Source organism: Pseudomonas sp. HLT2-19-2 (assembly GCF_054898005.1).
Genome location: NZ_CM142712.1, coordinates 4,591,076 through 4,603,372, shown reverse-complemented (window position 1 = coordinate 4,603,372; position 12,297 = coordinate 4,591,076). Strand labels below are relative to the sequence as shown.

At 60.0% G+C, this 12,297-nt stretch carries 10 protein-coding genes and 2 pseudogenes; 3 read left to right on the top strand and 9 right to left on the bottom strand.

The features are described 5' to 3' along the window. Nucleotides 1-85 precede the first annotated feature (85 nt). A complete protein-coding gene (locus tag ACYZTU_RS21390; protein WP_007914492.1) occupies nt 86-214 on the top strand; it encodes a PA1414 family protein in 129 nt (42 codons plus the stop codon). Nucleotides 215-396: 182 nt separating this feature from the next. On the opposite strand, the pseudogene ACYZTU_RS21385 reads toward ACYZTU_RS21390, so the two are convergent. The 6 genes and pseudogenes from ACYZTU_RS21385 to speB all read right to left on the bottom strand — a co-directional run bounded on the left by ACYZTU_RS21385 (nt 397) and on the right by speB (nt 5,336). After that, nucleotides 397-596: pseudogene (locus ACYZTU_RS21385) on the bottom strand (acyl carrier protein). 7 nt (nt 597-603) lie between these two features. Further along, nucleotides 604-744: pseudogene (locus ACYZTU_RS21380) on the bottom strand (MBL fold metallo-hydrolase); the annotation flags it as partial. 137 nt (nt 745-881) lie between these two features. Continuing rightward, nucleotides 882-2,261, bottom strand: a complete 1,380-nt coding sequence (locus ACYZTU_RS21375) for a sodium:solute symporter family protein (RefSeq protein ID WP_461965314.1) — start codon at nt 2,259-2,261, stop codon at nt 882-884. Nucleotides 2,262-2,396: 135 nt separating this feature from the next. Continuing rightward, on the bottom strand, nt 2,397-3,899 hold the full coding sequence (locus ACYZTU_RS21370; RefSeq protein WP_461965312.1) for a purine-cytosine permease family protein: 1,503 nt from the start codon (nt 3,897-3,899) through the stop codon (nt 2,397-2,399). Between the two features lie 54 nt (nt 3,900-3,953). After that, the gene (locus ACYZTU_RS21365) at nt 3,954-4,376 is read right to left on the bottom strand and encodes a YybH family protein (protein ID WP_461965310.1); all 423 of its coding nucleotides are present in this window, start codon (nt 4,374-4,376) and stop codon (nt 3,954-3,956) included. Between the two features lie 9 nt (nt 4,377-4,385). Continuing rightward, nucleotides 4,386-5,336, bottom strand: coding sequence for an agmatinase (gene speB / locus ACYZTU_RS21360; protein WP_461965308.1), 951 nt, complete (start codon nt 5,334-5,336; stop codon nt 4,386-4,388). Between the two features lie 166 nt (nt 5,337-5,502). On the opposite strand from speB, the gene ACYZTU_RS21355 reads away from it, so the two are divergent. Together ACYZTU_RS21355 and ACYZTU_RS21350 are read left to right on the top strand one after the other, a co-directional pair. Further along, entirely contained in the window at nt 5,503-6,399 is an 897-nt protein-coding gene (locus ACYZTU_RS21355) for a LysR family transcriptional regulator (RefSeq protein WP_201119066.1), read from the top strand. A 14-nt stretch (nt 6,400-6,413) separates the two neighbouring features. Beyond that, nucleotides 6,414-7,010 carry a tRNA-uridine aminocarboxypropyltransferase gene (locus ACYZTU_RS21350; RefSeq protein ID WP_461965306.1) on the top strand — a complete coding sequence of 199 codons (597 nt, stop codon included), beginning with the start codon at nt 6,414-6,416 and terminating at the stop codon, nt 7,008-7,010. 34 nt (nt 7,011-7,044) lie between these two features. Here the strand turns inward: ACYZTU_RS21350 and ACYZTU_RS21345 are convergent, their stop codons facing one another. From ACYZTU_RS21345 to ACYZTU_RS21335, 3 genes are read right to left on the bottom strand one after another with little or no spacing between them, the layout of a single operon-like run. Then, on the bottom strand, nt 7,045-8,424 hold the full coding sequence (locus tag ACYZTU_RS21345) for an HlyD family type I secretion periplasmic adaptor subunit (protein ID WP_461965304.1): 1,380 nt from the start codon (nt 8,422-8,424) through the stop codon (nt 7,045-7,047). A 9-nt stretch (nt 8,425-8,433) separates the two neighbouring features. After that, nucleotides 8,434-10,593: a type I secretion system permease/ATPase gene (locus ACYZTU_RS21340; protein WP_461965302.1), complete on the bottom strand. Its 2,160-nt coding sequence runs from the start codon at nt 10,591-10,593 to the stop codon at nt 8,434-8,436. Nucleotides 10,594-10,611: 18 nt separating this feature from the next. Beyond that, on the bottom strand, nt 10,612-11,970 hold the full coding sequence (locus ACYZTU_RS21335) for a TolC family outer membrane protein (RefSeq protein WP_461965300.1): 1,359 nt from the start codon (nt 11,968-11,970) through the stop codon (nt 10,612-10,614). Nucleotides 11,971-12,297 lie beyond the last annotated feature (327 nt).

The following is a 12,297-nucleotide window of genomic DNA, read 5'->3' as shown; positions in this document are numbered from 1 at the left end:
AGCATTGCGTAGGACTTCGGACTATTATCAGTGCGAAGTGGCTACAGAATTTTTGGCTACTCGGCACTACCCTGAAGGGGGCACCATGAAAGAGAAAATCCAAAACTGGCTGCACGACTTGGGTGTCGCACTCGGTTTGATCGAACCGCCTCTGCAACCTGTGCCCATTCGCACTGACGACGAACAACGCCGACGCCAGCAGCGCCGCCGGTAATCGTGACGCAGCCGATGTAGCAGCTGCCGAAGGCTGCGTTCGGCTGCGAAGCAGTCGTGGATTCTGCGCGCGGTAACACTGACGGAATGCAATTGTATGTTTTGCGACTGCTGTGTCCGAACGCAGCCTCGCAGGCTCGGCAGCTACTACAGGAGAACGGGCGAGTTCATGAAGTGGCGAGCTCAATCCCGCCCGATCACGATCAAAAACCGGCTCAAGTCATTCGCCGTCCCGGCGGTCTTGAGCATCTGATCTTCCTCCGCCGTAAACGCCGTCAAACCCAGTTCATCTTCCAGATGGAAGATCAGCTCTTCGATATCTTCTTTATCCAATCCCAATTGCGCCAGGCTGGCGTTGTCGTCGAGTCATCCTGACGCTCCAGAAGGCGGCTCTTCGATCAACCCGGTGGCTGGGGCCGCTTTGACCCGGTACTCGGCGTAGCACAACGGGCAGTCAGGGTGAGCCTAGAACATCTCGTCACCGACAAAAGCCTTGCTCAGTGTGTTCTCGCTGTCCGGCGACGCGAGGAGTGAATGCCGTCGCTGAGTTGTTTGACCTCAAACCACTGATGACGATCTTCATAAGCAGATTCCTTCAGACGAAAAAAAACGGGTGTGGCAACCGACGCCACACCCGTCGAAGAAAGCATCAAGTCGTTATGTTCAGCTTAGGCGGCGCTGGCCACCGCTGCAGGGCGACGGGACAGCAAGCTGACCACGACGAAACTCACCAGACCCACGCTGAGGCTGTAGTAGATCGGGGTGTTGGCGTCCATTCCGTCCTTGATCATGAATACCAGCGCGGTGGCAAAACCCAAGCCCATGCTGGCGATGGCGCCGGCGGTGGTTGCGCGTTTCCAGAAGATTGCACCGATCAGCGGGATCAGCATGCCGCCCACCAACAGGTTGTACGCCAGGGTCAGCGCGCTGATCACGTCGTTCACTACCAACGCGATGCCAAGTACCGCGATGCCGGTCAGCAGGGTGAACAGGCGGTTGATGCCCAGGCTCGACTGTTTACCGCCGCGCAGTTTCGGCAGCAGGTCTTCGGTCAGGGTGGTGGACGCAGCGAGCAAGCCGGCGCTGGCGGTGGACATCATGGCGGCCAGGGCAGCAGCGATCACCAGGCCACGGATACCGTCCGGCAGGGACAGTTTGACGATGGCGGCGAAGGCGTTGTTGACGTTGTCCAGGTCCGGGATCAGTACGTGAGCGGCCATACCGATCAGGGCACAGGCCAGGCCGTAGAAGATGCAGTAGATGCCCGCGAAAGTACCGGCGTACTGAGCGACTTTGGCGGTCCGGACGGTGAACACACGCTGCCAGATGTCCTGGCCAATCAGGATCCCGAAGAAGTAGATCATGAAGTAGGTGATGATGGTGTCCCAGCCGATGGTGCTGAAGTTGAAGGCTGCTGCCGGCAGTTTCAACACCAACTCATCCCAGCCGCCCACGCGGTACAGGCAGATCGGCAACAGGATGAACATCAGGCCGACGGTCTTGATCACGAATTGGACGATGTCAGTCAGGGTCAGGGACCACATGCCACCGATGGCCGAGTAGACCACTACCACACCACCGCCGAGCAGTACCGAGATCCAGAACGGCAGGCCGAACAACACTTCCAGAACGGTGCCGATCGCCAGGATCGAAGTCACGCCGATCATCAGCGCGTACGCCAGCATGATCGCCGCGCTCGCGGAGCGGGCCATCGGGTTGTAGCGTTTTTCCAGGACCTGGGTGACGGTGTAGATTTTCAGCTTCAGCAGCGGTTTGGCGAGGAACAGGTTCAGCGCCACGATCCCGCAGCCCAGTGCGGCGCAGAGCCAGAAACCGGAAATGCCATGGACGTAGCCCAGACGCACGGTGCCGACAGTGGACGCACCACCCAGAACGGTAGCGGCCATGGTGCCCATGTACAGGGTAGGGCCGAGGTTACGCCCGGCGACCAAGTAGTCTTCGTTGGTCTTGGCCTTGCGCATGCCGAAGTAGCCGAGTACCAGCATCGCGGCGGCGTAAATGAGAACGACGAATAAATCCAATGCCATGATGGCGTGTCTCCGATTGTCTTTTTTATGGTGAAACGAAAATCAAACTTTGTAGGAGCAAGGCTTGCCCGCGAAGGAGACGCCGCGGTCCATCAGGCCGACCGCGTTATCGTTCTTCGCGGGCAAGCCTCGCTCCTACACTACCGCCGGTTTAGCGAGCGAATCCGTGCCCTTGCTGCGTGGATCGCTTGGTCCGAACACCGCTGCCGATTCCGGGAACAGGGTCAGTAGCGCCAGGTACACCAGCGAGGCCAGGCCGAGGGTGACCGGCAGGCTGATGTCGATACCGCCAGCCAGATTGCCCAACGGACCCACAAACTGCCCCGGCAGGTTCACGAAGCTCAAACCCACCAGTGCACTCGGGATCCAGGCACCCAGGCCACGCCAGTTCCAGCCATGCGTGAACCAGTAACGACCCCCTTTCTCGCCGCGGGTGAACACTTGCAAGTCATCCGGGCAGTAGAAGCCGCGACGCACCAGCAGACCGATGATCATGATCACCATCCACGGGGTGGTGCAGGTGATGATCAGCACGGCGAAGGTCGACACGCTCTGCACCAGGTTCGCGGCAAAGCGCCCGATGAAGATGAAGGCAATCGACATCACGCCGATCAATAACGTTGCCTTTACCCGCGACAGCACACGAGGGAACACGCTGGACATGTCCAGCCCGGTGCCATAGAGCGAGGTGGTGCCGGTGGACATGCCGCCGATCACTGCGATCAGGCACACCGGCAGGAAGAACCAGCTCGGCGAGACGGCCAGCAGACCACCCACGTAGTTGTTGGCTGCGATGTAGTCCGGTGCCTTGATCGCCACGATGGTTGCGGTGGCGAGACCGAACAGGAACGGGATCAAGGTGGCGACTTGCGCGGCGATCACGGCGAACATGATCCGGCCTTTTGGGGTTTCGCGCGGGATGTACCGCGACCAGTCACCGAGGAACGCACCGAAGGAAATCGGGTTGCTCATGGCCACCAGCGCGGCGCCGATGAAGGCTGCCCAGAAGCCGGCCTGGCCCATGGCGACGGTGCCGGCGAACTGGCTATCGAAGGTCGGGGCGAAGGCGAAGATGCCTAGCAGGAACAGGGCGCTGGCCGCCCACACCGCGATGCGGTTGACCCACAGCATGAAGCGAAAGCCATAGATGCACACGGTCAGTACCAGGATCGCGAACAGACCGTAGGCCAGGCCCAGGGTCAGGTCGGTTTCCGGAAGACCGATCAGGCGTTTGGCACCACCGATCAGCGCATCACCCGAACTCCACACCGAGAGCGAGAAGAAGGCGATGGCGGTCAACAGCGACAAAAACGATCCGACGATCCGCCCGTGCACGCCAAAGTGCGCACCGGAAGACACAGCGTTGTTGGTGCCATTGATCGGGCCGAACAGGCCCATCGGCGCGAGGATCAGCGCACCGAGTAACACGCCCAGCACGATCGCCCAGACACCGGCCTGGAACGACAGGCCGAACAGCACCGGGAAACTGCCGAGCACGGCGGTAGCAAAGGTGTTGGCGCCGCCGAAGATCAAGCGAAACAGGTCGCTGGGTCGGGCGTCGCGCTCATGATCCGGGATCTGTTCGACCCCGTTTGTTTCGATGCTGCTAAGGCTTTTTTCTTTGTTGTTGTTATTCATGATCAGCTCCGATCATAAAGGCGCGCTCATCGATTGTGAGCGTCACCTGTTTGGCTAAGGGGGTGGCAGCCCTTCCGGCATCGCGGACAAATGTTCGTGGCAGGCCAGCCATAGGCCTTGTTGTTCTTGGCCAGACGCTTGTTTTTTGAAAACAATCGTCTCGCGCTCCTGGCTGAAGTGTTGCTCCCCTTGCATGCGCAGCTCGGTGGCCACGTCATGGATGAAAATCGCCACGTCACCCTGCAGGCTGACGAAGGCGTTGCTCGAGGTGCACGAAAGCACCTCGAAGCCATCCTCCGAGCGCCAGGTGTCCCACAACGCCTCATAGGCATCGCGCGACAGCAGGGGCTGCTCGAGGGTGTGGAACACGAAGCTGGCGTCGGCGCTGAACGCGCCGAAGTAGGCTTCGCGATCGTTACCGGCAAAGGCTGTCACCAAATCGGCGGCAGCTTTCAATACCTGATCACGTTCGTTCATGACCGATCCTCAGCGGTGGGCCACGCCAGGCAGTACGCAGAGCATTTCGTACAGCAAGTTTGCGGCCAGCAGCGAGGTGTTGCCGGTGGTGTCGTAAGCGGGCGAGACTTCTACCAGATCGCAACCGATCAGGTCGAGGCCTTGGCAGCCGCGAATGATCTCTATCGCCTGAATGGTCGTCAGACCACCGATTTCCGGGGTGCCGGTGCCTGGCGCCCAAGCGGGGTCGATGCCGTCGATGTCGAAACTCAGGTACACCGGACCGCCGCCGACTTTCTCGCGAACTTCGGCCATCAGCGGTGCCAGGGATCTGTGCCAGCACTCTTCAGCCTGAACCACGCGGAAGCCCTGTTTACGGCTCCAGTTGAAGTCTTCAGAGGTGTAACCCTGAGCGCGCAAACCGATTTGCACCACGCGATCGCAGTCGATCAGGCCTTCTTCGGCAGCGCGACGGAAGGTGGTGCCGTGGGCGATTTTCTCGCCGAACATGTGATCGTTCACATCGGCGTGAGCATCGATGTGCACCAGACCGACCTTGCCGTGCTTCTTATGAATTGCACGCAGGATGGGCAGGGTGATGGTGTGGTCGCCGCCCAGGGTCAGCGGGATCACGTTGTGTTCGAGGATGGCGTCGTAGGATTCTTCGATGATCCGTACGGCGTCCAGCAGGTTGAACGTGTTGATCGCCACGTCACCGATGTCAGCGACCGACAGCGAGTCGAACGGCGCAGCGCCGGTGGCCATGTTGTACGGGCGGATCATGACCGATTCCGCGCGGATTTCGCGAGGTCCGAAACGGGTGCCAGGGCGCAGAGACGTGCCGATGTCCAGCGGGACGCCAACGAAGGCAGCATCCAGCCCGGCAGCGGTGGGCAAATGGGGAAGTCGCATCATGGTGGCGATGCCGCCGAAGCGCGGCATTTCATTGCCGCCCAGTGGTTGGTGAAGAATCTTGTCCACGGGTAGGGCCTCATCATTTTTATATTAAGAGCTTTATTAGGGGTCGATTCTGCGAAATGTAGTGGGCGGGAAGAATCGCTACGGGCAAATACTTAGTTCAGGTTTTTCTAAACTAATGGCTGGAGCAGAGATAGACTTGAAATTCGACTGGTGTCTGGAGCCCCCCATGGCCAACGCGTTACCCGACCTGAAACTGTTGCGCATCTTCGTCAGCGTGGTTCGCCATCAGGGGTTTGCCAGCGCCCAACAAGAGCTCAACCTATCGACCTCGGCCATCAGCACTTACATGAGCCAGCTCGAAGCCGCCCTCGGCCTGGTCCTCTGCCATCGCGGCCGTGGTGGTTTCAGCCTGACCAGCAAGGGCGAACTGTTCCATCAGGAAACCCTGCGTCTGCTCGGCGAACTCGAAGGCTTCGAACAATACGCCGCTGCCCTCAAAGGGGAACTGCGCGGCACTCTGAATCTAGGAGTGATCGACTCCACCGTCAGTGACAAGGCCTTGCCCTTCGCCGAAGCCATCGGCGCCTACAGTCAGGAACACCCGGCCGTGCATTTGCACCTGTCGGTCATGAGCCCTTACGAACTGCAACTCGGTGTGCAGGACAACCGCCTCGACCTGGCCATCGGTGCGTTCTCCACGCGCATGAGCGGTCTGGTGTACATGCCGCTCTACCGCGAACAACACTGGTTGTATTGCAGCAGTCGTCATCCGCTGTTCACCGAGCGGCGCATTCCCGAGCAGGTCATTACCCAGCAGCGCATGGTCGGCCGCGGTTACTGGAGCCAGGCCGAACTGGCCCGCCACGGCTTCAAGCACAGCGCCGCGACCGTGGAAAGTATGGAAGCCCAGCTGATTCTGGTGCTGTCCGGTGCCTACATTGGCTACCTGCCGGAGCACTACGCGCAGGCGTGGGCGGATAAGGGTGACTTGCGGGTTTTGCTGCCGGCGACCTTCGGTTATCAGGCGCCGTTCTCGATGATCGTGCGCCGTGGCCGCAGCCGCGAGCCGCTGATCCAGACCTTCCGCGACCTGCTTAAAGCGCAACTGAATCAGGCCGCTTAAAGGGAAAACAAGTGATGTCTAGAATCCAATGTCCACGCTGCCTGCGTCCGCAAACCCATTGCCTGTGCCCACTGATCCCGAGCCTCGACAGCCGCACTCGGGTGTTGCTGTTGCAGCATCCCAGTGAAGTGAACCATGCGCTGAACACCGCGCGGTTGGCGGCGATGGGGTTGAAGAATGCCGAGTTGATTGTGGGCGAGGTGTTTGAAGATTTGCCGGCATTGTTGAACTGGCCGGGCTACCAGGCGCGACTGCTGTTTCCTGCCGATGATGCGCAGCCGTTGCAGCCTTACGCCGCCAATGAGCAACCGTTATTGCTGGTCGTCCCGGACGGCACCTGGCGCAAGGCGCGCAAGCTGTTGCACCTCAATCCGTTGTTGGCGGCGTTGCCGAGGGTGACGTTGGCGGAGGGCGGGGTGTCGAGGTATCGGTTGCGCAAAGCACCGGGGCCGGGCGCGTTGTCGACGGTGGAAGCGATTGTTCAGGCGTTGCAAGTCCTCGAAGCGCCGACCACTTTCGAGCCGTTACTACGGCCATTTGAAGCCTTGATTGAAGGGCAGATCGCGGCGATGGGGGAAGAGACCTTTTTGCGTAATCATGGCGACACATGATCGTTCCCACGCTCTGCGTGGGAACGATCAGAGGTTAACGTTCGCGCATCGCTTCGGTCCGGGCTTTCAGCACCGGTTTGAGCAAGTAGTCCAACACACTTTTCTCCCCAGTAATAATGTCCACCGTCGCCACCATCCCTGGAATAATCAGCAATGGTTTTGCATCCCCGCCCAAATGGTTTTTATCCGTCCGTACCTGAATCAGATAAAAGCTGTTGCCCTTGTCATCCGTAATCGTGTCTGCCCCAATCAACTCCAGCTTCGCACTCAGCCCGCCATAAATCGTGTAATCGTAAGCACTGAACTTGACCATCGCTTTCTGCCCCGGATGCAGGAACGCCACGTCCTGCGGCCGCACCTTGGCTTCGATCAGCAGGTTGTCTTCAATGGGCACGATTTCCACCATGTCGCTGCCCGGCTGAACCACGCCGCCGATGGTGTTGACCTTCAGCACTTTGATAATCCCGTGAACCGGCGACACCACGGTGGTGCGGGTCACTCGGTCATCGATAGCAATGCTCGATGCCGTTATTTTCGACAGGTCGGTGCGTTTTTCATTCAGCTCTTTCGCCGCGTCGGAACGGAAGGATTGCTCCGATTCGTCGATTTTGCTTTTGATCTCATTGATCGCCGATTCCGCACGGGGAATCGCCAGCGTCGTGGCATTCAATGAGCCGCGAATCTCCACGGCGCTACGTTTGAGGCGCAAAATTTCCACCGGTGAAACCGCCCCGGAGCCGACCAACGGCGCGGACATGTTCATCTCTTGTTGCAGCAACGCCAGGCTTGAACTGTATTGGCCCTGTTTGGAGCGGAACTCCGCCAGCTCCTGGGTTTTCTGCCGAAGTTGCTCACTCAGCGTGCGCTGTTCGCTCGCCAATCGACGCTGCCGTTGTTCGTGCAACGAGCGTTCGTCTTCGGCCACTTGCGGCGCCTTGGCGATCACTTCGGGGGACAGCTTGAACGGCCGGCCTTCAGCCTCGGCCGACAGCCGTTCGACCTGCGCCGTCAGCGCATAACGATCCGCCTCGCTTTCGCCCTTGTTCGACAGGAATCGAGTGTCATCGAGGCGCAGCAAGGTGTCCCCCTTGTTCACCATTTGCCCTTCGCGAACGAAGATCTCAGTGACGATGCCGCCCTCCAGGTTCTGGATCACTTGGACTTTGCTCGACGGAATCGCCTTGCCTTCGCCCATGGTCACTTCTTGCAGCACCGCAAACTTTGCCCAGACCACCGCGGTGATAATCAGCGCTGCCGCCAGCCACACGGTGATCCGCGACCAGCGCGGTGAATCCTGCAATGAGGCACCGGCGGTTTCCGGCATGAATTCGCTCTCGGCGCTTTTGCTGAAACTGCCGAAATAGCCGCGCGGCTTCGAATTAGAGCGCGATGTGTCGGATGATGAACGGGCCATGGGTAGCTCCTAGACAGCCGCAGAGCCGACACGGCCCTTGCGCAGTGCATCGATGACCGCTTCTTTCGGACCGTCGGCGACGATCCGCCCGTAGTCCAGCACCACCAGCCGATCCACCAGGCTGAGCATCGAGGTGCGGTGGGTCACCAGCAGCAGGGTTTTGCCCTGGACCCAGCCGTGGAGTTTTTGCCGCAGAACGTCTTCGCTGCTGTTGTCCATGGCACTGGTGGGTTCGTCGAGCAACATGATCGGCGGATCGAGCAACAGAGCGCGGGCCAGCAACACTGCCTGACGTTGCCCGCCGGAAAGCAGTTGTCCGCGTTCACCCACTGGCCGGTCGAAGCCTTGCGGATGCTGACGAGCCAGCTCGGTGACGCCGGTCAGCTCGGCGACTTCGAGCATCCGTGAGTCGCTGATGTAGCGGGCGCCGAGGGTCAGGTTGTCGCGCAGGCTGCCGGCCAACAGCGGCAGATCATGGGCGACGTAACCGATTTGCTGGCGCAGGTCGGCGACGTCCAGTTGCCGCAAGTCCAGGCCATCAAGCAGCAACTGGCCTTCTTCCGGTGCGTAGAACCCCATCACCAGTCGCGCCAACGTACTTTTGCCCGAGCCGCTGCGGCCGATGATGCCGATCCGCTCGCCGGGTTTCACGCTGAAGCTGATGTTGGCCAGGGCGGGAGCGTTCTGGCCGTTGTAGTGGAACGTCACGCTGCTGACGTCCAGTGCACCTTGCAGTTGTGTGCGCTCCAGCGGCCGTTGTTTGGCGTCGCGTTCCTGCGGCAAGGACATCAGCGCATCGGTGCTTTTCATCGTCAGTTGCGCTTGCTGATAGCGGGTGATCAAACCGGCAATCTGCCCCAGCGGCGCGAGCACCCGGCTGCCGAGCATGTAGGTCGCCACCAGCGCGCCGACACTGAGGTTGCCGGCGATGATGCTGTAGACCCCGGCGACGATGGTCGCCATGCCGGAGAATTGCTGAATGAACAGCGTGCCGTTGGTGGCCAGCGCCGAGAGGTTGCGCGCATGGCTGTCGAGTCGGGTGAGGGCGCCGTGGGTGCTTTCCCATGTGTGCTGGCGTTCGCTTTCGGCGCTGCAGGCCTTGAGGGTTTCCAGGCCGCCGAGGGTTTCGATCAGCAGCGCCTGGCGTTCGGCGCCCAGGGTCAGGCTTTTCTGCACGGTGTCGCGCAGACGCACCTGAATCACCATCGCGAAGAGGATCGTGATCGGAAACGCCAGCAGAGGAATCACCACCAGCCAGCCGCCGAGCAGGCCGATCACCACCAGCATCAGCACGGCAAAGGGCAGGTCGATCAGGCTGGTCAGCGTCACCGCGGTGAGGAATTCCCGCAGGCCCTGGAAGTCGTGAATGCTTTGGGCAAAACCACCGATGGTCGCCGGCCGGGCTTTCATCGCCATGCCGGTGATGCGCTCAAATAACGTCGCCGAAAGGATCACATCGGTTTTCTTCCCGGCGGAGTCCAGCAAGTGCGCGCGAACCACCCGCAGCGCCAATTCGAAACCGGTGCCGATCAGCAAGCCGATGGACAGCACCCACAAGGTCGACGTGGCCTGGTTCGGCACCACCCGGTCGTAGGTCTGCATCACGAACAGCGGCACCATCAACCCCAGCAGGTTGATCAAAAAACTTGCCAGAATCGCGTCGCTGTACAACCACTTCGACAGCTTCAAGGTGTCGCGAAACCACGCCTCCACGCGTGGCACCAGCGGTGAGCGCAAGTCTTCGAGTTCATGCCGTGGCCGCGCGAACAAGGCCTGGCCGCTGTAATTCTCGGCCAGCTCAACGCGGCTGACCCATTGTTCACCCCCGTCGGCTTCGCTGGGCAGAATCAGCAACTGACCGTCATCGCCAAAGCGTCGCAGAATGGCGGTGCGGCCGTTGTTGAGGATCAGCATCACAGGCAGGTTGAGGGCGCAAATATCCGCCAGTTCACGACGCAGCAATCGCGCCTGCAAACTGGCCCGGGCCGCTGCGCGAGGCAGCAAGTCCAGGCTCATGCGTTGCTTGTTCAGGGGAAGCCCGGCACTCAGGCTGGCGCGGCTGACCGTCGCGCCGTGAAGTTTGCAGAGGATCAACAGACCGTCCAGAAGCGGGTCATCGAAACTCAGGCGCGGATCGACACCGATGTTGCCGGGTTCCATGCTGGTCACATTGATCTCTCCACAGGCCTACTTCAGTTCAGGCAAACGGGCTTCGTTTTTCACTTCGGTCTGGGCGATCGCATCGGCGGGCAACACCACCCGTTGTTTGCTCAGCAACTGACCCATGTTCGCCAGCACGCGGTACATCGAGTACTCCTCGGTGTAGCGCACTTCGGTGTAACGGCGGTTGGCGTTGTAGAGCTCGTTTTCACTGTCCAGCAGGTCGAGCAGGGTGCGTTGACCGAGGCCGAACTGGTCCTGATACGCCACGCGTACGCGCCCGCTGGTGTCCGCGTATTCGCGGGCGGTCGGGGTTTGTTTCTTGGCGTTGACCATGGCGTTCCAGGCCAGGTGAATGTTCTCGTTGAGTTGGCGCAGGGCATTGTTGCGGATGTCCATCGCCTGGTTGATCTGGTGCGCATTGGAGGCCAGGCGAGCCTTATCGCTGCCACCGCGGAACAGGTTGTAGTTCATCACTATGCCTACCCGCCATTCGTTGTCGTGGCCTTCATCGCCCTGCACGTTGTTGTTTGCACCCACGGCGGCTTCGGCGTCGAAACGTGGGTAGAACGGCGACTTGGCCACTTCGTACTGGCTCTCGGCCGATTGCACATCGGCTTGGGCAGATTTCAGGTACGGGTTGTTTTCCACCATGCTTTGCTGGGCTTCCTGCAGGGTGGCGGGCAGCTCGCCTCGGGTCGAGGGCGGTGCTTCGATTTCATCGGGCATGCGCCCCACGACGGCGTAGAAGTTCGACTCGGCGTCCGCGAGGTCGACTTCAGCGGTATCGAGGTTGTTTTGCGCCAGTGCCCGACGAGCGACGGACTGGTCGGCGTCGGCGTTGCTGCCAATACCACGCTGGGTGCGCAGACCGATTTGATCGTTGACCCGCAAGTGAGCCTGCAGGTTGTTCGTGGCCAGGGTTACCAGTTCGCGGCGCTTGAGCACTTCGAGGTAGACCTCGATGGTGCGCAGGGCCAGATCCTGTGCGGTGCCCTGAGCGTAATAGGCCCGGGAATTGACCACGCCTTTGGTGCGCTGGACTTCGTTGGCGGTGTTGAAACCATCGAAAAGCATCTGCCGCAGGCGCAATTCCGATTGGGTGTAGGTCAGGATTTCGGTGTGGTGATTACCGAATGCCCGGGTGTTGGTGTTATCGCTGTACCCGCGCCCGTAGGCGGCATTCAGATCAACCGATGGATAAAAGGCCCCTTTGGCGACTTTCACTTGTTCATCGGCCGAGAGGCGGCTGTCCACTCGCGACGCCAGCTCCGGGTGGGTCGCGATCGTGCTCTGGATCGCCTCCGTCAATGACATGGCTTGGGCCTGAGAAGTGCAGGCCATCGCCAGCAGAATTGCGCTGCATAGGGGGGTTAATACGCGCATGGGTGCCTCTCCCTGAATCCTAATGGTGCTTATAATTCGCCAAATATTTGACGACATTTGTAGTGGAAACCGTTTCACTCTTGTAACAACAGAGCTAAGAACATTTTTGAGAGAACCTAAGAAGTGTTTCTCATAAGGCTTATGCCAAAAAAAACTTATACTCCCTGCTAAATCCAGCACATTGTTCACTCCGAAAGCCCTTGATTTAGGAGCGTTAGGGAGCTCAGCAGGGCTTGAGGAAAGTTTCAATTCACCTATCGACATAGGGCGGGGAAGTGCTGGAGGGGAGGGAAGCGGGCGGTCTGGAAGGTGACGGTTTTTTGTCAC

Coding starts and splice junctions, on each gene's coding strand:
- ACYZTU_RS21370 (WP_461965312.1), bottom strand. CDS start 3,899: ATGAATAACAACAACAAAGAAAAAAGCCTTAGCAGCATCGAAACAAAC.
- ACYZTU_RS21350 (WP_461965306.1), top strand. CDS start 6,414: ATGTCTAGAATCCAATGTCCACGCTGCCTGCGTCCGCAAACCCATTGC.
- ACYZTU_RS21345 (WP_461965304.1), bottom strand. CDS start 8,424: ATGGCCCGTTCATCATCCGACACATCGCGCTCTAATTCGAAGCCGCGC.
- ACYZTU_RS21335 (WP_461965300.1), bottom strand. CDS start 11,970: ATGCGCGTATTAACCCCCCTATGCAGCGCAATTCTGCTGGCGATGGCC.
- ACYZTU_RS21355 (WP_201119066.1), top strand. CDS start 5,503: ATGGCCAACGCGTTACCCGACCTGAAACTGTTGCGCATCTTCGTCAGC.
- ACYZTU_RS21375 (WP_461965314.1), bottom strand. CDS start 2,261: ATGGCATTGGATTTATTCGTCGTTCTCATTTACGCCGCCGCGATGCTG.
- ACYZTU_RS21365 (WP_461965310.1), bottom strand. CDS start 4,376: ATGAACGAACGTGATCAGGTATTGAAAGCTGCCGCCGATTTGGTGACA.
- ACYZTU_RS21390 (WP_007914492.1), top strand. CDS start 86: ATGAAAGAGAAAATCCAAAACTGGCTGCACGACTTGGGTGTCGCACTC.